At 64.3% G+C, this 20,476-nt stretch carries 13 protein-coding genes; 7 read left to right on the top strand and 6 right to left on the bottom strand.

The genetic code is table 11. The annotated features are described in order from the left end of the window. The first annotated feature begins 127 nt into the window (after positions 1 to 127). The 4 genes from ISP15_RS06280 to ISP15_RS06265 all read left to right on the top strand — a co-directional run bounded on the left by ISP15_RS06280 (position 128) and on the right by ISP15_RS06265 (position 7,969). Positions 128 to 1,690, top strand: coding sequence for an alpha-amylase family glycosyl hydrolase (locus ISP15_RS06280; protein WP_404546203.1), 1,563 nt, complete (start codon positions 128 to 130; stop codon positions 1,688 to 1,690). Between the two features lie 140 nt (positions 1,691 to 1,830). Beyond that, positions 1,831 to 4,200 (top strand): TIM-barrel domain-containing protein, encoded by a 2,370-nt coding sequence (locus tag ISP15_RS06275; protein ID WP_404546201.1) that lies wholly within the window; start codon positions 1,831 to 1,833, stop codon positions 4,198 to 4,200. Between the two features lie 116 nt (positions 4,201 to 4,316). After that, the gene (locus ISP15_RS06270; protein ID WP_404546199.1) at positions 4,317 to 6,497 is read left to right on the top strand and encodes an alpha-L-rhamnosidase-related protein; all 2,181 of its coding nucleotides are present in this window, start codon (positions 4,317 to 4,319) and stop codon (positions 6,495 to 6,497) included. Next, positions 6,494 to 7,969, top strand: coding sequence for an MFS transporter (locus tag ISP15_RS06265; RefSeq protein ID WP_404546197.1), 1,476 nt, complete (start codon positions 6,494 to 6,496; stop codon positions 7,967 to 7,969). The genes ISP15_RS06270 and ISP15_RS06265 overlap by 4 nt, the downstream gene beginning before the upstream one ends. A 358-nt stretch (positions 7,970 to 8,327) precedes the next feature. On the opposite strand, the gene ISP15_RS06260 is transcribed toward ISP15_RS06265, so the two are convergent. The 3 genes from ISP15_RS06260 to polA all read right to left on the bottom strand — a co-directional run bounded on the left by ISP15_RS06260 (position 8,328) and on the right by polA (position 14,706). Next, on the bottom strand, positions 8,328 to 9,395 hold the full coding sequence (locus ISP15_RS06260) for a LacI family DNA-binding transcriptional regulator (protein WP_404546195.1): 1,068 nt from the start codon (positions 9,393 to 9,395) through the stop codon (positions 8,328 to 8,330). A 247-nt stretch (positions 9,396 to 9,642) separates the two neighbouring features. Continuing rightward, positions 9,643 to 11,643, bottom strand: a complete 2,001-nt coding sequence (locus ISP15_RS06255) for an alpha/beta hydrolase family protein (protein WP_404546193.1) — start codon at positions 11,641 to 11,643, stop codon at positions 9,643 to 9,645. A 303-nt stretch (positions 11,644 to 11,946) separates the two neighbouring features. Continuing rightward, on the bottom strand, positions 11,947 to 14,706 hold the full coding sequence (polA, locus tag ISP15_RS06250; RefSeq protein WP_404546191.1) for a DNA polymerase I: 2,760 nt from the start codon (positions 14,704 to 14,706) through the stop codon (positions 11,947 to 11,949). A gap of 193 nt (positions 14,707 to 14,899) precedes the next feature. Between polA and ISP15_RS06245 the strand changes: the two genes are divergently transcribed. After that, the gene (locus ISP15_RS06245) at positions 14,900 to 15,430 is read left to right on the top strand and encodes a DUF2782 domain-containing protein (RefSeq protein WP_404546189.1); all 531 of its coding nucleotides are present in this window, start codon (positions 14,900 to 14,902) and stop codon (positions 15,428 to 15,430) included. 105 nt (positions 15,431 to 15,535) lie between these two features. Further along, positions 15,536 to 15,967, top strand: coding sequence for an EamA family transporter (locus tag ISP15_RS06240; RefSeq protein WP_404546188.1), 432 nt, complete (start codon positions 15,536 to 15,538; stop codon positions 15,965 to 15,967). 36 nt (positions 15,968 to 16,003) lie between these two features. Here ISP15_RS06240 and ISP15_RS06235 read toward each other — a convergent pair whose 3' ends face one another. Beyond that, positions 16,004 to 16,714, bottom strand: coding sequence for a glutathione S-transferase (locus ISP15_RS06235; protein ID WP_404546186.1), 711 nt, complete (start codon positions 16,712 to 16,714; stop codon positions 16,004 to 16,006). A 45-nt stretch (positions 16,715 to 16,759) separates the two neighbouring features. Beyond that, a complete protein-coding gene (locus ISP15_RS06230; protein ID WP_404546184.1) occupies positions 16,760 to 17,662 on the bottom strand; it encodes a LysR family transcriptional regulator in 903 nt (300 codons plus the stop codon). 91 nt (positions 17,663 to 17,753) lie between these two features. On the opposite strand from ISP15_RS06230, the gene ISP15_RS06225 reads away from it, so the two are divergent. Next, positions 17,754 to 18,761, top strand: coding sequence for a bile acid:sodium symporter family protein (locus ISP15_RS06225; protein WP_404546182.1), 1,008 nt, complete (start codon positions 17,754 to 17,756; stop codon positions 18,759 to 18,761). 43 nt (positions 18,762 to 18,804) lie between these two features. Here ISP15_RS06225 and purH read toward each other — a convergent pair whose 3' ends face one another. Further along, complete coding sequence (purH, locus tag ISP15_RS06220) at positions 18,805 to 20,415, bottom strand: bifunctional phosphoribosylaminoimidazolecarboxamide formyltransferase/IMP cyclohydrolase (protein WP_404546180.1); 1,611 nt, start codon at positions 20,413 to 20,415, stop codon at positions 18,805 to 18,807. Positions 20,416 to 20,476 lie beyond the last annotated feature (61 nt).

The raw sequence follows: 20,476 nt of genomic DNA, 5'->3' as shown, positions 1-20,476 counted from the left end.
CGAAGCCGGGCTTTTTTTCTGCCAGTCTCCGGATGAAACAGCCGCCACGGACGGACCGGGCTGAGCCCATGCTGGAGCTATGTCGTATCGCGGCGAGCGATTCCTCACCCCGGGAGATCGATCCATCATGTTCACGCTTCAAGTCCTGTTCCGTCGCGCCGCCCTCGTTGCGGCGATGGCCTTCTTTTGCGCTTCGGCGCTGGCGCAACCACCGGCCACGCAGACCGCCGCACCGGCCTCGGGCGTCTACTACGAAATCTTCGTGCGCGCCTTTTACGACAGCAACGGCGACGGCATCGGCGACCTCAACGGCGTCACCGCCAAGCTCGATTACATCAAGTCGCTGGGCGCCAGCGGCATCTGGCTGATGCCGATCAATCCGTCGCCGAGCTATCACGGCTACGACATCACCGACTACGAAGGCGTCAATCCGCAGTACGGCACGTTGCAGGATTTCCACCGGCTGGTCGAGCAGGCGCACAAGCGCGGCCTCAAAGTGGTGATCGACATGGTGATCAACCACACCAGCGACCAGCACCCCTGGTTCAAGGCGGCGCTGAATCCGAACGACCCGCATCACAACTGGTATCTGTGGGCCACCCCGAACACTGACCTGCACGCCATCAGCGCGGTGGGCGGTCCCGCCTGGCACCGTGCGCCGAACGGGCAGTACTACGAGGGCACGTTTACCGGCGCCATGCCCGATCTCAACTACGACAATCCGGCGGTGCGCCAGGCCATGATCGACGTCGGCCGCTTCTGGCTGCGCGAAGGCGTGGACGGTTTCCGGCTGGATGCCGCGCAACACATCTATGACGACTTGCGCACGGACATGGATAGCCCGGTCGCGCTCGAAAAGAACCTCGCCTGGTGGACCGAATACCGCCATGGCCTGGAAGCGGTGGATCCCAAGGTGTGGCTGGTCGGCGAAGTGGCGCGGCAGAATCCGGATGACCTGACGCCCTACATGGGCCCGTTGAGCACCGTGTTCAATTTCCCGGTTGCCACGCAATTGATCGACAGCGTGAAGCAGGAGCGCAACCTCGGCATCGGCCGCGGCTTGCAGTACACCTATGCGGCCTACCGCGCGCATGCGAACGGCGCTTTCGACGATGCGCCGTTCCTGTCCAACCACGACCAGGACCGCGTGATGAGCCAGCTCGACGACAACGTGGCGCACATGCGCGTTGCCGCCGCGTTGCTGCTCACGCTGCCGGGCCATCCGTTTGTCTATTACGGCGAGGAACTCGGCATGCAGGGCAGCAAGCCCGACGAAGACATTCGCGAGCCGATGCGCTGGTATCGCCACGGCAAGGGTCCGGGCATTGCCAGCTGGAAAGGCTGGAGCAGCAAGGATGGCGCGGATATTTCCGTGGAAGCCGAGCAGGCCGATCCCGCCTCGCTGCTCAACCTCTACCGCAAGCTGATCGGCTGGCGCGAGCAGGTTGGCGCGCTGCGCGATGGCGTGCTGCGCAACGTGCCGCTCGACGATCCGCATCTGCTGGCCTATACGCTGCAGGATGCGCAATCGCGCGTGCTGGTGGTGCACAACCTGTCGCGCGATACGCGCCGCGTCGTACTGGATGCCGGTGCAAAGGTGTCTTCGGTGCTGGGGCAGAGCAAGCCGGGCGTCGTGCTGGCCTCCGGCACGCTGACCCTGCCGCCGTATGCGAGTGCGCTGCTGCATTGAACGGGGTCGGCCGAGATCGTTGCAGCGCGGTCCACACATTTGTCCCCGTTGCGAATGACAGCGGCTATATTCGGGCGATTCCTCCGCTGTCCCCTTGCCAGCAAGGCGGCGGGAATCCTGCAATGAAGAAGGATGGTTGGATGACAATATTGCGCAATCTGGCCATGTGCGGCCTGCTGTTGGCGCTCGCTCCGGCAATCCATGCCGCGCCTGCCAGCTCTGGCGATTCGACGTTCCAGCTGGGCCGCATCGATGCGAGCGGCCTCGAACTGGTGCATGGCAAGGATCGGATCACGCTTCGCCTGGTCGCGCCGAATGTGTTGCAGATCCATGGCATGCCCGGCGGTTTGGCGACGCGGCCGGGCATCGTGATGGATCCGCATGCCGCGCGCGCCATGCTCGCGAACCTGCGTGTCAGCAACCGGGACGGCCAGGCCACGGTGGCCAGCCGCGCGCTGGCGGTCAGCTGGGATGCGCATACGGCGCGCCTGGCGATCGCGGATGCGCAAGGACATGTGGTGCTGCAGACCGATCCGGCCGACCTGATGAAGGGCCGCATCGACCTGCAGCACGCTGCCGCCGACACGCTGTACGGCATTGGCGGTTACGATGCGTTCGAGCCGGCTAAAGGCGGATTGACGCGCAGCGGCGTGCTGATTGCCAAGGCCGGCGAGCAGGGCTATCCCGGCGGGCCGTTCGTGTGGAGCACGCACGGCTATGGCGTGCTGGTCGATACGGTCGGCGCCAGGTTCGATCTCGCCAGCGGGCACATCGAGGTCAGCGGGATCGACCGCCAAGACATCAGCTACGACGTGATCGTGGGCGCGCCGCGCCAGATTTTCGCCGCGCTCGCCGATCTCAGCGGTGCGCCGCCGATGTTCCCGAAATGGTCGATGGGGTTTACCAACAGCCAATGGGGCATCGACCAGCAGGAACTGCTGGCGATCGTGCATGGCTATCGCGCGCGGCATATTCCCATCGACAACTTCACCTTCGATTTCGACTGGAAGGCGTGGGGCGATGACAACTACGGCGAATTCCGCTGGAACGCAGCGAAGTTCCCGGGCGGTCCCGGCGGCGCGCTGAAAGCCACGATGGACCAGCTGGGCATGCACATGACCGGCATCATGAAGCCGCGCATCCACGTGGACACGGTCGAAGGCCGCTACGCGCAGCAGCATGGCTTCTGGGCGGCCGGTCGGCCGCAGACCACGGACTATTTCTCGCTCAAGCCGGTGCGCGAGGTCGACTTCGACCAGGCCGCGGTGCGCGCGTGGTTCTTCAACCCGGCGCTGAAGCATGCCTTCGATACCGGCATCGTCGGCTGGTGGAATGACGAAGCGGACGACACCAACAGCAATACCCAGTTCCTCAACATGCAGCGGGCGCTGTACGACGGCCAGCGCGCCCATGCGCCGGTCCGCGTGTGGTCGATCAATCGCGATTTCTATCTCGGTGCGCAGCGCTATGCCTATGGCTTGTGGTCCGGCGATATCGATACCGGTTTCGACAGCATGGCCGCGCAACGCCAGCGCATGCTCAGCGCGATCGACGTGGGCGAAATGAAATGGGGCATGGACAGCGGCGGTTTCAAAGGCCATCCCGATAACGAGAACTACGCGCGCTGGATCGAGTTCGCCGCCTTCGTGCCGATTTTCCGCATGCACGGCACGCTCAACGAAAAGCGTCAGCCGTGGCTGTACGGCGCGGCCGCCGAGCAGGCGGCGAGCGACGCCATCCGTCTGCGCTATGCGCTGATTCCGTATATCTACAGCTACGAGCGAGCGGCAAGCATCGAAGGCGTGGGGCTGGTGCGTCCGCTTACCTTCGACTATCCGGACGACCCGCAAGTACGCAACGACGTCGACGCATGGATGTTTGGCGACCACCTGCTGGTATCGCCGGTGGTGGTCAAAGGACAGGCGGAGAAAGACATCTATTTGCCGGCCGGGCAATGGACCGATTATTTCACCGGCAAGGTCTACCAGGGCGGGCAGGTGATCCACTACGCGGTGGATAGCAAGCGCTGGCGCGATATCCCGCTGTTCGTCCGCGAAGGCGCGATCATTCCCACCCAGCCGGCGATGGACTATGTCGGCCAGCGGCCGGTGAGCGAATTGACGGTCGACGTCTTTCCCGCGCGCCAGGCCACGCACTTCGATTACTACGATGACGATGGCGACACCTACGCCTACCAGCATGGCGCTTTCTTTTCGCAGCGACTGACCACCCAGCGCAACGGCGACGATGTGCAGTTCGACACCGACGCCGCGCACGGCAGCTTCAGGCCGGCGCTGACGTATTACCTGGTGAAAGTGCATGGCATCAGGGCGGCCGAGGTGAATGCTGGCGCCGAGGCGCTCAAGCCCTACGCGGATGCCGCCGCCTTGCTGGCGGCAGCGGGCGAGGGCTGGGCGGTCGATCACGATCGCTACGGAAGCGTGACGCTGGTACGGTTGGCTGCCGCCGGGGCGCGCAAGGTGACATTGCGGAATACGGCCGGGCACTGAACCACGAACCACTTGCCGCGAGCGATGGATCCCGCAGTCGGCTGCTTTTTTTCCTGGCTGGTTCGAGCGCGGTCGATACCAGCGGGTTGCGGATATCATCGATACGCGGAGTGTGCATGCTGAGCGTTGTGCTGATGGCGGCGTTGGCCGCGAGCGTCCATGCCGATGCATGGCGCGACCAAATGGCCTGGCGCGGCGAGCAGGTGCGCATGAGCGTCGTGGCCGGCGGAGGCTACCGCTTGAGCGGACCCTTCGGCCGGCGCGATATCGGCGCCCAGCGCATGCGCGCGGCTACCGCCAGCCCGCTGTTCGATGGTTTGTTCGCACTGGCACAGGACGACCTGGCGCAGGATTCGGTCGCCGCGATCCGCGACGACGCCTTCGACCATGGCCGGCCGATCCCATGCACTTGCTTCGTGACCGGTGCGAAATGGCCTTATGTGTGGACGCGCGACTTGTCCTATGCGGTCGATTTGGGCTTGTGGCGGATCGATCCGCTGCGCGCGCGCAACGGCCTGCGCTTCAAGCTGTCGGACGTGCGCGATCCATCCTCGCCGCAAGGCCTGTACGTGATGCAGGACACCGGTTCGGGCGGGAGCTGGCCGGTGAGTACCGACCGCATCGTGTGGTTCCTCGCGGCGCGGCACCTGCTCGATGACCAGGCGTTCGCCGGTGACGTGTATCGCGCCTTGAACGACACGCTGGCGCAGGATCGCCAGTATGTATTCGATCCCGCCTTTGGCCTGTATCGCGGCGAGACCTCGTTCCTGGATTGGCGGCAGCAGAGCTATCCGGCCTGGACGGCGGCCAACGTAGTGTTTATTGCACAGTCTTACGCGCTTTCCACCAACGTGTTGCATTACCAGGCGCTGCAACTCGCCGCGCAATTGGCCCAAGCACACGCGGACGCTGCCGGCGCCAAGCGCTACGGCGAACAGGCCGCCGCGCTCAAGGCGGCGATCAACGCGCGGTTCTGGCGTGCGGACCGCGGCATGTACATGAGCTACCTCGGCGGCGACGGCACGCCTTACGACACTTACGACTTGCTCGGCACGTCCCTGGCCGTCATCAGCGGCGTAGCCGAGGGCGAGCGTGCGCGCCAGGCGCTCGCCCATTATCCGGCGTGGCCGGCGGGCAGTCCGGTGATCTGGCCGGAGCGGGTCGACCAGCCGATCTACCACAATCGTGCCATCTGGCCGTTCGTGAGTGCCTATGCGCTGCGGGCCGCCAGGACGGTGGACGATCCCGTGCGTATCGACCACGAGTTGCGTTCGATCATGCGTGGCGCGGCGATGGCCGGCTCCAACATGGAGAACTATGAGCTGATCACCCAGTCCACGCATGTCGACGACGGCAAGCTCAGCGGCCCGGTGGTCGATTCGCCGCGCCAGCTGTGGTCGGTGGCCGCCTATCTGGACATGGTGAGCGAGGGCGTGTTCGGCCTTGCCGAGGATGGCCGCATCGAGCCCAAGCTGCCGGTATCGCTGGTGCCCATGTTGTTCGGCGAGCGCGACAGCATCAGCCTGAACATGCCCGGACGCACGATCACATTGCGTCGCCCGCGCACGCTGCACGGCAACTTGCTGGTGGCTGGCGCGATCCGTCAGCGCGGCGCGGAAACGGTGGTGACCTTGAAAGCCATCGAGGTGCCTGCCATGCCCTTGCGCACCGACGCGCCGCTGTACGCGCCCGTCGCGCCGGATGCACCGGTGGTGGTTGCTGCCGATAACGGTTGGCGTGTGCAGGTGGATGGCAAGGTGGTGCTCTATGCCGATGGCCAGCGCGTAGGCGATATCGATGGCAGCACGTATATCGCGCAAGGCGGGAAACCGCCTTGTGTCAGCGCCACGCGCAAGGGGGAACAAGGCATCGAATCACTGCATAGTCCGATCGTTTGCGCCGGCGATCCGGTCACGCTCGGCGACGGCTGGCCGCGCACGTGGACGGTGCCCGCATCCGGCAGCTACCGCGTTGCGCTTCGCTACGAGAACCGTCACGGTTCGATCGAGACGGGCATCACCGCTGCGGTAAAGATGCTGGTGGTGCGCTGCGACGGCGATGCGCCGCAGCGCCTGCCGATCGTGATGCCGCATAGCCTGGGCGAGCAGCTTTCGACTTATGGCATCGTCACCGCGAAGGCCGGCGCGTCTTGCCGGTTCGCGCTGGAGCAGGGGTTCAATATGAGCGACCTGAGCCATTTTTCGCACTACACCGGCGGCAAGGGCGGCAGCGACGGCCCGGTCGACGATGCGCTCATCGGCGACCTGTTGATTGCGCCGGAGACGCGCGCGCCATGAATCGCAAACCCCATTTGTCGTTCTGGCAGATCTGGAACATGTGCTTCGGCTTCCTGGGCATCCAGTTTGCCTTTGCGCTGCAGAACGCCAACGTCAGCCGCATCTTCCAGACGCTCGGCGCGAGCGTGGGCGACATTCCCATCCTGTGGGTCGCCGCGCCGCTGACGGGCCTGATCGTGCAACCGCTGATCGGCCATGCCTCCGATCGCACCTGGAGCAGACTCGGCCGGCGCCGCCCTTATTTCCTGATCGGTGCGCTGCTGACTACGCTGGCGCTGTTGTGGATGCCCAATTCCAGTGCGCTGTGGATCGCGGCCGCGTTGCTGTGGGTGATGGATGCGTCGATCAACATTTCGATGGAGCCGTTCCGCGCCTTCGTGGGCGATCAGTTGCCGAGCGGCCAGCGTCCGCTGGGCTACGCGATGCAGAGTTTCTTCATCGGCGTGGGCGCGGTGGTTGCTTCCTTGTTGCCTTACGCGCTGGCGCATCTGGGCGTGAGCAATGTGGCCGCGCCCGGCGGCATCCCCGCCACCGTGCGCGATGCGTTCTACATTGGCGGCGCGGTATTGCTTGCCTCGGTGTTGTGGACGGTGCTGTCCACCAAGGAATATCCGCCGGAACAACTGAAGACGTTCGGCGACGCGGTAACACCGGTCGAGGTTGCGGTAGATCGGTCCCGCGCATGGCGGCATGGCGTGCTGTGGCTGGTGGCCGGCGTGGTTGGTATCTGCCTGGTGCGCGCTTACCGCCTTGAGCACGAGCTGTATCTGCTCGCCGGTGGCCTGGTCGCGTTCGGGTTGTCGCAGCTGTGGCTCAGCATGGCGCGACATGGTGGCATCTTTACTCAGGTGATGGCTGACCTGCACGCCATGCCGCAGGCGATGCGCCGCCTGGCCTGGGTGCAGCTGTTTTCCTGGTTCGCCATGTTCGCGATGTGGATCTACACCACGGCCGGCGTGGCGCAGGTGCATTTCGGCAGCACCGATCCCGACTCGGCGGCGTATAACGATGGCGCCAACTGGGTCGGCGTACTGTTCGGTGCCTATAACGGATTCGCGGCGCTGGCCGCGCTGGTGATTCCGCTGATGGTGCGGCGCCTGGGCCTGCGCATCAGCCATCTGGTGAATCTCTGGCTGGGCGGTGCCGGCCTGATCGCGTTCTTGCTGATTCGCGATCCGCACTGGCTATTGCTGCCGATGCTCGGCGTAGGCTTTGCGTGGGCGTCGATCCTGTCGCTGCCGTATGCGCTGCTGTCGGACAACTTGCCGGCGCAGAAGATGGGCGTATACATGGGCATCTTCAATTTCTTCGTGGTGATTCCGCAGTTGCTCGCCGCCAGCGTATTGGGCGTGCTGCTGCGCGTGTTCTTCCACGGCCAACCGATCTGGGCGCTGGGCCTGGGTGGTGTCAGCTTGCTGCTGGGCGGCCTGTGCGTGCTGCGCGTGAGCGAGCCGGTGGCTGCGGGAGCCTGATACTCCCGCTTACCTGCGTTGAACGGCTGCATCCTTGCAGGCAGTGGCGCGTTGTTGCAGAAAGTTGCGTTCGCGCGTGTTGCGTGCCAGCGCGGCGGCACGCTCGAATTCATGGCGTGCCTCGTCGTGGCGATGTGCGACCAATCGGTGCCCTCGGCGGTGCGCGCTCGCGCATGGCAGGCGGCGATGGCTGCTTGCAGCGCATAGGGGCCGGCCGAGCCGCCGAGTTGTTCGATGCGTTCGAGCGCGGCAAGGCCGCGACGGATCAACAACGGATCCCAGCGGCACCGATCTCGGTCAGGCAACAGGATCGGTTTGCCCGTGGACGTGGCGCGCGCGCGCAGCAGGCGGCGAGTGCTCAGCGTTGAACGCTGGCGGGGCAGAACTGGCTCGACCGGCGCACGACCAGTTTCACCGGCAACAGGCGCGTTTCCACCGGCTCGTTGCGGATCAGCCGCAGCAGGTTGTCGACCAGTGTTTCGCCCGCCAGCTTGGTGTCCTGCAATACGGTAGTCAGCGGCGGATTGAGGAAACGGGCCATCGGGATATCGTCGAAACCGGCCACGGCGACCTGTTCGGGCACTTTGATGTCGTGGTCGGCCAGGGCGCGCATGGCGCCGATGGCGATCAGGTCGCTGGCGGCGAACACCGCGTCGAACGGCACGCGGCGTTCCAGCAGTTGTTCCAGCGCCGTATAGCCGGCCTGTTCGGTGCTTTCGGCGGCATCGACCTGCAAGGCGCTATCCGCCTGCACGCCGCCTTCTTCCAGCGCCGCGGCATAACCGCGGTAGCGGCCGAAGAATTCGGGGTAATGGCTTGAAGCATCGCCCAGGAAGGCAATGCGCCGGCAGCCCCGTTCCAGCAAATGCGCGGCCACGGCATGGCCGCCCTGGAAGTTGTCGCAGCCGATGGAAACGTCCGGCTGGTCCGGCAGCACCGCGCCCCAGCGTACCGAGCGCGTGCCTTGCGCGGCCAGTTTCTGCAATTTGTCGAGGTAGGCCAGGTAATCGCCGTAACCGAGCAGGATGATGCCGTCGGCTTTCTTGGTATCGGCGTAGTCCGCATGCCAGTCGTAGGACAACTGCTGGAACGAAATCAGCAGGTCGAAGCCACGCAGCGCGCAGGCGCGGGTGATCGAGCCGAGCATGGACAGGAAGAACGGGTTGATGTGCGAATCGTCCGCGGTGGGATCTTCGAACAACAGCAAGGCGAGCGTGCCCGAATGCTGCGAGCGCAGGTTCGAGGCGTTTTTGTCCACCTTGTAGTTGAGCTGGTCCGCCGCCGCCTTGATGCGCTGGCGCGTTTCCTCGCTCACCAGCGGGCTACCGCGCAGGGCGCGCGAGACCGTGGATTGCGACACCCCCGTGAGATGGGCGATATCGAACGAAGTGGCTTTCCCTTTGATCTGCACTGCGCAGGAACTCATGTGGACGAACGGCGGGCGGCAGCCGCTCCATAACGCCATCCTAACGGTTGGCCTGTCATCTGTCCTGACGCAGGGCAAGAAAAAGCCCCGAGAGCTTAGGGGGAGCTCTCGGGGCCGGTGGAAGCGGAACCCAGGGGAGAGGTCCGATTCCGGTTTGGCAACCCAGGGAGGTGGGTGCCGGGGGATGCCGTTGCGTGCATCCGATAGGTTGGAAAGCGATCCAGCCTGAAAGTTGCAGCCGGCGGAACTAAAGTCCCGAATTGGTCAGCCGCGATTCATCTGAATCGGCCGGACTCTGTCCCAGATATTTGCCTAAAAAGGTTTGCAGGTGTTGCAGGAAATCGGTGTTGTCGGTTTCGCTGTAGAAACCGTGCAGCTCCTTGGGCTTTACCAGCCATTCGTAAGGCTTGCCGGACTTCTGCAAGGCATCGCGCAGTTTGGTGGCGTTTTTCAGGGGCACCCGCGGATCCTCCTCGCCATGCACGATCAGCACGGGCACATTGAACTGGTCGAGATGGTAGAGCGGCGAAATCGCCTTGATCTGGGTGGTGTCCATGCCGAGCGCCTGATGGAGGTAATTGCGTCCGCGCTCGGTGTGCTCGATGTCGCTTTTGTCCTGCTCGATCGCAAAATCGCTGATCCCGGCAAAATCGATCGCGCACTTGAACATTCCCGGTGCGCGGATCGGCGCCATCAAGGCCGAATAGCCGCCGAAGCTGGCGCCGAAAATGCAGACGCGGTCCTTGTCCGCGTAGCCCTGCGCCACCGCCCAGCGCACGCCGTCGAGCAAATCCTGCTGGATCCCCGTGCCGAATTGCCGGTAGCCGGCGAGCTGGAAGGCCGGCCCGCGCCCAGACGAGCCGCGATAGTTGACCTGCAGCACGGCATAGCCACGGCTGGCCAGGAATTGCGCCCAGGCGTCGTAATCCCACCTGTCGCGCAGGCCGATCGGCCCGCCGTGCGGAATCAGCACCAGCGGTAGCTTGCCGGCGCTGGAGGGCAGGGTGAGATAGCCATCCAGGATGGTGCCTTCGGTGTTCGCGAAACGGATCGGCGTGCGCGGCGCCATCCGTGCGGGATCGATCCACGGCGCCATCTTGAACAAGGGCGTGAAGCTCACCGGGTTGAGCGTGAACAGCGCGTACAACCCAGGATCCCGGTCGCTGTCGGCCTGCACCAGCACGCGCGTGCCGTCATCGCTCATGGCGGCAAAGCGGAGCAGCAGGCCGGGGAACTGCTCGCTCAGCGCTTTATGGATGGTGGCGCTGGTGTCGTCATCGAGGTAGATGGTTTTCGGATGACCGGTGTCGATCGTGACTGCGAAGGGCTTGCGTGGGTAGGGCGTCCACATCACCTCGCCCACCGAACCGAAACTGTCCGACGCCAGGATCTTCAGGCCCGAAAGATCGAAGTTGCTTTCCGCCAGCGCATACGGACCGCCGTCGACGCTGTATTGCCAATAGACGCGCGTGCCATCGTCGCTGATCTGCAACGGGATCATGCTGCGCGCGTGGACATCAAGCTTGCGCCATGGTTGATCCTTGCTGTCGCGTTCGAACAGCACTTCCTTGTTCTGGTCATCGATGCCATAGGCAATGCGGGCGAGGTCGTCGTGGGCGAACAACTGCATGCCGTCGTCGTTGATGCCGCCGAGTGATGCCGCGATACCCGTCTGGGCATCGACGTCGTAGAGGTCCGATCTTCCCTCGCTCACTTTGTCCGATGGATTGCTATGTATCGTCCAATAGAAATGCCCATTCGGCCTGGGCGGCAGGCCGCTGAATACGCCGGGGCCGATGGGCAGGCCGTGTGCTTGGGCCGCCCGCAAAAGGTTGTTCATGCTCCGCTGGTTGCGGCCGTCATAGTCGACGGTAAAAAAGTCGCCCGTGCGCTGTGGTTCGTCGAGCCAGCCCAACTGGAGCGCGGGTATCACGATCAGCCGGGTATTGCTGACCCATGCGATCTGGGCCGGCATCGTCTTCCGCGGCATGTCCATGCGGCTGACCGGCTTCATGTCCGGCAGATGGAATACGCCGACCTCATATTTGTCGTCTTCGGCGGCATCGGCTTCGTCATGGACAGAGACGGCCAGGTATTCGCCATTCGGCGACATGCTTGGCACGCCGTACAGCGAATGCCTGGCGAAATCCGCCACCGGTATGGGCGGCGGCGTTTCAGCGCATCGCGACGCGGTCAACCAGCCCAAGCCCCCTACGACTACCAGCACCTGCATGCCGCGCCATGTCATCCCTGGCTCCCCTTGCCTGATGCGCCATTATGGGCATGGCCGCGAGCTATGGAAATAGCGTGTACCCGGCTTTGAGGAGCGAGGAAGGCAGACTGGCTGTCTGTCGAGACGATGGACCGCAGGGATGCGGACAGACAGAGCTGGCCCCGACATGTTGAATTTAAAGCGATGGGGTGATGCCCAGAAGGCTCGCAAAGTGCGCCGCGCGGCTTGGCAAGACGGCCAGTCTTCCCGGCGCCGCACAACACACTCTGCAAGCCTTCTGGACATCATGCCGCCTGCGTAGCATGGATCAGAGCATCCCTAGTGCGCCTCGTCCCAATTCTTGCCCACGCCGATATCGACGATGAGCGGCACGCGCAACTCCGCGGCACCGGCCATGCGCGCGCGGATCGCCTCGCGCACGGTATCGACGGCGTCGGCGCGGACTTCGAAGACCAGTTCGTCGTGCACCTGCATCAGCATGTGGGCATCGTCGCGACCCTTCAGCCAGGCGGCCACGGCAATCATCGCGCGCTTGATGATGTCCGCGGCCGTGCCCTGCATCGGCGCGTTGACCGCGGCGCGCTCGGCGCCGGCGCGCAGGGCCTGGTTGCGCGCGCTGAGGTTATCCAGGTAAAGGCGCCGGCCGAACAGCGTCTGGACATAGCCGTCGCGATGCGCGCGTTCGCGCGTGGCTTCCATGAAGGCGTGCACGCCCGGATAGCGCGAGAAGTAACGCGCCATGTAATCGCTGGCTTCGCCGCGATCGACGCCGAGCTGGCGCGCCAGGCCGAAGGCGCTCATGCCGTACATCAGCCCGAAGTTGATCGCCTTGGCGGCGCGGCGTTGGTTGGCGGACACCGCTTCGGGCTCCAGGCCGAACACCTCGGCCGCGGTGGCGCGATGGACGTCGCCGCCCTCCTGGAATGCGCGCACCAAGCCTTCGTCGCCCGAGAGATGCGCCATGATGCGCAGCTCGATCTGCGAATAGTCCGCCGCCAGCACCCGCCATTCTTCCGGCGCGATGAACGCCTGGCGGATGCGCCGGCCTTCTTCGGTGCGCACCGGAATGTTCTGCAGGTTCGGGTCGGCGGAGGAAATGCGCCCGGTTGCCACCGCGCCCTGGTGATAGCTGGTGTGCACGCGCCCGGTGCGGGGATTGACGATCTCGGCGAGTTTCTCGGTATAGGTCGAGCGCAGCTTGGCCAGTCCGCGGTAATCGAGGATCAGGCGCGGCAGGGCGTGCTGGTCGGCGATGGCCTCGAGTGCTTCTTCGTTGGTCGACGGTTGTCCGGTCGGGGTCTTCAGCTTTGCCGGCAAGCCGAGTTCGTCGAACAGGATTGCCTGCAATTGCTTGGGCGAATCGAGATTGAATTCATGGCCCGCCGCTTGCCAGGCTTCCTGCTGCAGCTCGTGCATGCGCTTGCCCAACTGCTGGCTCTGCTTGCGCAGCTCGCCCACGTCGATCAGTACGCCGCGCTGTTCCATGCCGGCGAGCACCGGTACCAGCGGTATTTCGATCTCTTCGTAGACCTTGCGCAACGCCGGCTGCCCTTCCAGCAGCGGCCACAAGGCATGGTGCAGGCGCAAGGTAATGTCGGCATCTTCGGCGGCGTAACGGCAGGCTGTTTCCAGGTCCACCTGCGAGAACGAGATCTGCTTGGCCCCCTTGCCGGCCACTTCCTCGTATTTGACGGTGTCGTAGCCGAGGTACTTCTTTGCCAGCGAATCCATGTCGTGGCGTGTGGCGGTGGCGTTCCACACGTAGGATTCGAGCATGGTGTCCTGCTGCAGGCCCTGCACCGCAATGCCGTAGTGCGACAGGATATTCATGTCGTACTTGGCGTGCTGGCCGACCTTGGGACGGGCCGGATCTTCGAGGATCGGCTTGAGCGCGGCGAGCACTTCTTCGCGCGGCAGCTGCGTGGGCGCGCCGGGATAATCGTGCGCCAACGGAATGTAGCAGGCCTGGCCGGGTTGCACGGACAGGCTGATGCCGACGATGTGCGCCTGCATCGCGTCCAGGCTGGTGGTTTCGGTGTCGAAGGCGATCAAGGGCGCATCGTGCAGGCGCACCAGCCATTGTTCGAATTGCACCTGCGTGGTGACCAGTTCGTATGCAGCGGCCAGGGCCGGCGCCTGCGGTTTGGGTTCCGGCAAAACGGCCGCGGAGGTTTGCGGCGCGATGGCTTGGCCTTGGCGGCCGATGCCGGTTTCCGCCAGCGTGGTGCCGGCCGCGCCCTCGTCCAGTTCCTTCAGCGCCGCCTTGAATCCATAGCGCGTAAACAGTTCGCGCAGTGCTTCGACGTCGCGTTCGCGCAGCATCAGCTGTTGCACGGTGACATCCAGCGACACGTCGGTCTTGATGGTCACCAGCTGGCGCGACAGTGGCAGCGTCGGCAGTGCCTCGCGCAGGTATTCGCCGATCTTGCCGCCGACTTTGCCGGCGTTGGCGATCACGCCATCGAGCGAACCGTATTCGGCCAGCCATTTCGCCGCGGTCTTGGGGCCGCACTTGGTCACGCCCGGCACGTTGTCCACCGTATCGCCGGTCAGGCTGAGGAAGTCGATGATCTGCGCGGGCGTCACGCCGAATTTCTCTACCACCGCGGCATCGTCCATGGTGGTGTTGGTCATGGTGTTGATTAGCGTGATGCCGGGACGCACCAGCTGCGCGAGATCCTTATCGCCGGTGGAAATCAGCACGTCGATGCCATGTTCGTGCGCCTCAAGGGCCAGCGTGCCGATCACGTCGTCCGCTTCCACGCCGTTGACGCGCAGGATGGGAAAACCCAGGGCGCCGACGATTGCCAGCATCGGCTCGATCTGCGCGCGCAATTCGTCCGGCATCGGCGGGCGATTGGCCTTGTATTTGTCGTACATCGCATTGCGGAAGGTCGGCCCCGATGCATCGCTGACGAAAGCCACGTAATCGGGTCGCGCCTTGAGCGTGGTACGCAACATGTTGACCACGCCGAACAGCGCGCCGGTGGGCTCGCCATTGGCGTTGCTCAAGGGCGGCAGCGCGTGGAAGGCACGATAGAGATAGGACGAACCGTCGATAAGCGTAAGGTTTGGCATGGCGGGAGTTTATAGGGGAGCGCGCAAAAAGCGGCGAAACAAGCGCCGGTGCGGCGCTCGCATGGCGTGCTCCATGCTTTGGGGGCGCTTGCGCGCGAGCATGCGCAGGGACTTGGGGCGGCGCGGTCTTTACGTTCCTTGATCCGTTCTACGCCTCGCCGCTGCTATGCTTGCCCCCAAAAAGGTGCCCTCCATGAAACAAGCCGCCTGCCTGTTCGTCCTGTCTGTCCTGGCCGCTTCGCCGGTCGTTGCGCAGACCTCCTCCTCCTCGACCGCGGCACCGCATTTCGCGCCCGTGCCGCCACCGCCGGGGATGGACGATCCCGGGGTCAATCCATCCAGGGAGCCGATGTCGGCCAGTTCAGCCGCGCCCGCGTCGACGCCAGCCGAACTCGAACCCAGCCAGTTGCCCGGCAAGCCCATTCCAGCGCCCAAGCTGCCCGGCGCGCCGGCCGGCCATGACGCCAACGGCCAGCCGCCGCCGGAGGTGTCGGTGCGCCAGGAGGGCGAGAACACCATCCAGGAATATCGCCAGAACGGCCGCGTCTACATGGTGGTGGTAACGCCCCAGCACGGTCCGCAGCAGATCTACAACGTCGATGCGGACGGCCACATGCTCGATCCGCATGGACAGCCGCCGGTGAAGCCGGTGATGTACAAGATCATGCAGTGGGGCGGTAGCAAGCCGGCGTCGTCATCGTCGGCGGAAGGCGACGGGTCCTGACCTTCTTCCCCGCATGGGCCGCAACGTAAAGCACCCGCAGGAAAACGCTGTTTTCTGTTGGTGCGCGTTACGGCTTCCGATTCGCCACGCTTGGGTCGGCACACGATGAACCTGCGCGAAAGCTGGCTGTTGTTTGCCCTCGGATCGGCATTCTTCGCGGCGCTGACGGCGTTGTTCGGCAAGTTGGGCGTGGCGGGGATCAATTCCAATCTCGCCACCTTTATCCGCACGCTGGTGATCCTGGCGGTCACGGCAGGCATCCTCAGCGTGCGCTCGGAATGGGCCAGGCCTTCGGGCTTGCCGTGGCATAGCTGGATGTTCCTGGTGCTTTCCGGTATCGCCACCGGCCTTTCATGGTTGTGCTACTACCGCGCGTTGCAACTGGGCCCGATCAGCAAGGTGGCGCCCATCGACAAGCTCAGTGTTGCGATAGTGATCGTGCTCGGTTTGCTGGTGCTGGGCGAGAAGCCTGCTTGGCCGGTGCTGATCGGCGGCTCGCTGATCGTGGCCGGTTCGCTGGTGATCGCCTTGTTTTGACTGCCCGGCGGCTTTCTTCCTTGCAAGGAAAAGCGATCACGCTGTCGGGTCCAGTTCGGGATAGTGGCGAAAGATGCCATCTTCGTTGAACGGGATGCGTCGTGGCGATGCCAGGTACGCGGCGATATTCGGCCGTTCATCGATACGCTGGGCAAGCGCCCGCAGGCGCCTGGTGCGCGTTTGCAGACGACGCATGGCATTGGGAAAGGCGTAGTCCAGTCCACTGATCAGCTGGAACAGCGACAAGTCCACATACGAATGACGCGAGAGCGCTCGCTGGCCGTTGCCGCGTTCGAGCACCTGCTCGAAGTAACCGAGGAATTTGGGCAGGCGTTCATCGCGGAATGCCTGCGTTCGCTTGCGCGCAGCCGCGCGCTGGTCTTTGTAATATTGGCTGCTGGCGATAGGGTGATGCGTGTCGTGAATCTCCGCTACGAAATCGGCAATCGTCAATTGCAATTGCTGCGCGTAGATCTCGGCGGACTGTCCACCCGGAACCAGGCCCAGGCGTGGGCCGAGATAAGCCAGGATGATCGAGGTTTGCGCAATCACCAGGCGGCCGGCCTTGAGGAAAGGCGGGGCGAAAGGCAATGCGCCTTCCTGCTTGCCGTGCAGGAACGGCATGATCGCTTTATCGCCGCGCTTGCGGGCGACATCGATGTAATCGGCGCCCGCATCTTCCAGCGCGAGCCGGACGAATTCGCCGCGGCCCTGGATGCCCGTCCAGTAATAAAGCTCGTAGCGCATGCTGGCAGCTCCGCCGGATGACGCTTTAGCTTAGGAACCCCGCGTTCAATGCGGCGTGAGCGTACCGGTCTTCGCCAGTTCGCGCAGGCGGTTCCACACCAGGGCTGCCAGCGGTGACAACGAGCGTTGGCGGCGATGGATCAAGGTGACGGCGCGCTGTTCGGCAGGGGTCAGCGGCCGTATGGCGAGCGTGGAGGGCGGTGACGACAACGCCGGCGTAATGGTGACGCCCAGCCCGGCCTCGACCATGCGGAAAGCGGTATGGGTATGGCCGGTCTGCTGCACTACGTGCGGATCGACACCGTACTTGAGCAAAGCGTGATCGATCAGGCGCCGGCTGCCGGAGGAATAATCCAGCAGGATCAGCGGTTGTCCTTGCAGCTTTTTCCACGACACGCTCTTTTGCCGCGCCAGCGGGTGATCCGGGCGGCAGGCCAGGCAGAACGGATCGCGCATGATGGTTTCGGCATCGAAATCGCCGCTTTCCGGCGGATCGATGGCGATGCCGAAATCCACTTCGCCGCCGCGCACACTGTCCAGTACCAGCGTTTGCGCCTGATCGTGCAACTGGATGGTCAGTTCGGGATATTCGCGCGCGCAGTCGGCGATGCACGCTGGCATCAGCCCGGCGGACAAGGTCGGTACCGAAGCGATGCGGATCTTGCCGCGCCGCCGCTCGCCCTCCGAATGAAGGTGCCCCAGCACGCCCTCCAATTCGTCGAGCACGCGCTCGATCGCGCTTTCCAGATAGCGCCCGGCCTCGGTGGGGACCACTTCGCGGGTGCTGCGATCGAACAGGCGCACACCCAGCTCGGCTTCGAGGTCGGCGATATGCCGGCTCACGGCCGGCTGGCTCAGATGCAAGTGCTCCGCCGCGCGCCGGAAATGGCGCTGTCGCGCCACGGCGAGGAAGGCACGTAGCTGGCGCAGGCTGATATTCATGCTCATATGGCATCAATGCATACAATAAAGTGATTTGATTTATCAATAGGCGAGGCGTGAAATAGCGCGCATCCCCGCTTCCCTACGCCTTTTCGCCATGCCAGTGCGCCGCTTGCTGCCGGATAACTTCACGCTTTGCCTGATCGCCACGGTGATCGGCGCCAGTTTGTTGCCGTGCCGCGGCGCGGCCGCCGACGTGTTCGAATGGCTGACCAAGCTGGCGATCGCGCTGTTGTTTTTCCTGCACGGCGCCAAGTTGTCGCGCGAAGCCGTGGTGGCGGGCCTGACCAACTGGCGGCTGCACATCACCGTGCTCGCCAGCACTTTCGTGCTGTTCCCGCTGCTGGGCATGCTGCTGAAGCCGGTGCTGACGCCGCTGGTTACGCCCGCGCTGTATGTCGGCATCCTGTTCCTGTGCACCTTGCCTTCGACGGTGCAATCGTCGATTGCCTTTACCTCGATCGCGCGCGGCAATGTATCGGCGGCGGTCTGCTCCGCGTCGGCGTCCAGCTTGATTGGCATCGTGGTGACGCCTTTGCTGACGGGGCTGGTATTGCAAGCGCACGGGCAGGGCGCGATGTCATGGCACTCGGTAGGCGAAATCGTGCTGCAATTGTTCGTGCCGTTCGTGGCCGGACAGGTGGCACAGCGCTGGCTCGGCGGCTGGGTGCAGCGTCATCGCCCGCTGGTCGGGCTGGTCGACCAGGGTTCGATCCTGCTGGTGGTGTACACCGCGTTCAGCGCGGCGGTGCTGCAAGGCTTGTGGAAGCAATTGCCGCTATCGGTGCTGGGCGGCCTGCTGGTCGTCAATGCGGTATTGCTTGCCGCGGCGCTGCTGGTAACGCGCTACGGATCGCGGGCGCTTGGTTTCGATCGCAAGGACGAGATCACCATCGTGTTCTGCGGTTCAAAGAAAAGCCTTGCCAGTGGCGTGCCGATGGCGAACGTGCTGTTTCCCGCGCACGCCCTGGGCATGATCGTGTTGCCGCTGATGCTGTTCCATCAGATGCAGCTGATGACGTGCGCGGTGTTGGCGCGCCGCTATGCGGAACGCGCCGACAAGTACGAAGTGGCGGCCACGGTGGACAGCGCAACCGTCGACTGATTTATCAAGTGCGCACCGCAGGACGCGGTGCGCGATGCGAAGTCTAGTGGCGGAAGTGGCGCATGCCGGTGAACATCATCGCCATGTCGTGTTCGTCGGCAGCGGCGATCACTTCGGCATCGCGCATCGAACCGCCCGGCTGGATCACGGCGCTGATACCGGCGGCAGCGGCCGCATCGATGCCGTCGCGGAACGGAAAGAAGGCATCCGATGCCATGACCGAACCGCGTACTTCCAGTTTCTCGTCGGCGGCCTTGATGCCGGCAATGCGCGCGCTATAGACGCGGCTCATCTGGCCGGCGCCGATGCCGATGGTCTGGCGATCGCGCGCGTAGACGATGGCATTGCTCTTGACGTATTTGGCGACCTTCCAGGCAAAGATCAGGTCATGGACCTGCGCTTCGGTCGGTGCGCGGCGGGTGACGATCTTCAGGTCGTCCGCCGTCACCATGCCGCGGTCGGCGGTCTGGATCAGCAGGCCCGAGCCGATGCGGCGCGAATCGTTGCCTGGGTGCGCGCGGCTGAGGTCGCCATGCGCCGGCGGCGGAATCTGCAACACGCGCACATTGGTCTTTTTGGCGAATGCCTTCAGCGCGTCATCGGCATAGCCGGGTGCCAGCACCACTTCCACGAACTGGCGCTCGACAATCGCGCGTGCCGTGGCGCCATCCACCTCGCGGTTGAAGGCGATAATGCCGCCGAAGGCGGAAGTGGGGTCGGTCTGGTAGGCAAGATCGTAGGCGCGGCCGATGCCGTCGAGGCTCACGGCGACCCCACACGGGTTGGCATGCTTGACGATCACGCAGGCCGGCTTGCTGAAGCTGCGCACGCATTCCCACGCGGCATCGGAATCGGCGATGTTGTTGAACGACAGCTCCTTGCCCTGCAACTGGCGGAAGGTGGCGAGCGTGCCGGGTTCCGGATGCAGGTCGCGATAGAACGCAGCCTGCTGATGCGGGTTTTCGCCGTAGCGCAGATCCATCAATTTTACGAAACGGCCATTGGTTTGGCCGGGGAAGGCGTCATGGCTGGCGATGGCATCCTGTGCGTCATTGAGCTGCAGGCCGGACAAGTAATCGCTGATCGCGCCATCGTAATTCGATACACGATTGAAGGCGGCGACCGAGAGCCTGAAACGTGTCGCGCGGCTGAGGCCGCCATGCTGTTCGATTTCGGCAAGTGCGTCCTCGTACTGGTCGGGCGCGGTGAGCACGCCGACGTCGTTCCAGTTTTTCGCGGCCGAACGCAGCATGGCCGGACCGCCGATATCGATGTTCTCGATCGCCTGCTCCAGCGTGCAACCGGGCTTCGCCACGGTGGCTTCGAAGGGGTAGAGGTTCAGCACCAGCAGGTCGATGGGCGCAATGCCCAGTTCCGCCATCACGGCGTCGTCGGTACCGCGCCGGCCGAGCAGGCCGCCATGCACCTTCGGGTGCAGGGTTTTCACGCGGCCGTCCATGATCTCCGGAAAGCCGGTGACGTCGCTGACGTCCTTGACCGCGATGCCCGCATCGCGCAGCGCTTTGGCGCTGCCCCCGGTGGAAAGCAGTTCAGCTCCGGCCGCGACCAGGCGTCGTCCGAGTTCGACCAGCCCGGTCTTGTCCGAAACGCTGACCAGGGCGCGGCGAATGGGAGTGATGGCGGGTGCGGACATGGCGGCTTCCGGAGCGGTAAAGCCGTGCATTATAGCGCGGCGCCGCAGGCGCTGCCGTGGC

The sequence above is a fragment of the Dyella jejuensis genome (assembly GCF_044904675.1).
GTDB classification, from domain to species: domain Bacteria; phylum Pseudomonadota; class Gammaproteobacteria; order Xanthomonadales; family Rhodanobacteraceae; genus Dyella_B; species Dyella_B jejuensis.
Note: the sequence above shows the minus strand (reverse complement) of the source record. Positions and strands in the feature narration are given on the sequence as shown.

Bases quoted from the DNA above. Each gene is read 5' to 3' on its own strand.
- ISP15_RS06265 (WP_404546197.1), top strand. From the start codon at position 6,494: ATGAATCGCAAACCCCATTTGTCGTTCTGGCAGATCTGGAACATGTGC.
- ISP15_RS06240 (WP_404546188.1), top strand. From the start codon at position 15,536: ATGAACCTGCGCGAAAGCTGGCTGTTGTTTGCCCTCGGATCGGCATTC.
- ISP15_RS06275 (WP_404546201.1), top strand. From the start codon at position 1,831: ATGACAATATTGCGCAATCTGGCCATGTGCGGCCTGCTGTTGGCGCTC.
- purH (WP_404546180.1), bottom strand. From the start codon at position 20,415: ATGTCCGCACCCGCCATCACTCCCATTCGCCGCGCCCTGGTCAGCGTT.
- ISP15_RS06230 (WP_404546184.1), bottom strand. From the start codon at position 17,662: ATGAGCATGAATATCAGCCTGCGCCAGCTACGTGCCTTCCTCGCCGTG.
- ISP15_RS06245 (WP_404546189.1), top strand. From the start codon at position 14,900: ATGAAACAAGCCGCCTGCCTGTTCGTCCTGTCTGTCCTGGCCGCTTCG.
- ISP15_RS06270 (WP_404546199.1), top strand. From the start codon at position 4,317: ATGCTGAGCGTTGTGCTGATGGCGGCGTTGGCCGCGAGCGTCCATGCC.
- ISP15_RS06280 (WP_404546203.1), top strand. From the start codon at position 128: ATGTTCACGCTTCAAGTCCTGTTCCGTCGCGCCGCCCTCGTTGCGGCG.
- ISP15_RS06225 (WP_404546182.1), top strand. From the start codon at position 17,754: ATGCCAGTGCGCCGCTTGCTGCCGGATAACTTCACGCTTTGCCTGATC.
- ISP15_RS06260 (WP_404546195.1), bottom strand. From the start codon at position 9,395: ATGAGTTCCTGCGCAGTGCAGATCAAAGGGAAAGCCACTTCGTTCGAT.
- ISP15_RS06235 (WP_404546186.1), bottom strand. From the start codon at position 16,714: ATGCGCTACGAGCTTTATTACTGGACGGGCATCCAGGGCCGCGGCGAA.
- ISP15_RS06255 (WP_404546193.1), bottom strand. From the start codon at position 11,643: ATGACATGGCGCGGCATGCAGGTGCTGGTAGTCGTAGGGGGCTTGGGC.
- polA (WP_404546191.1), bottom strand. From the start codon at position 14,706: ATGCCAAACCTTACGCTTATCGACGGTTCGTCCTATCTCTATCGTGCC.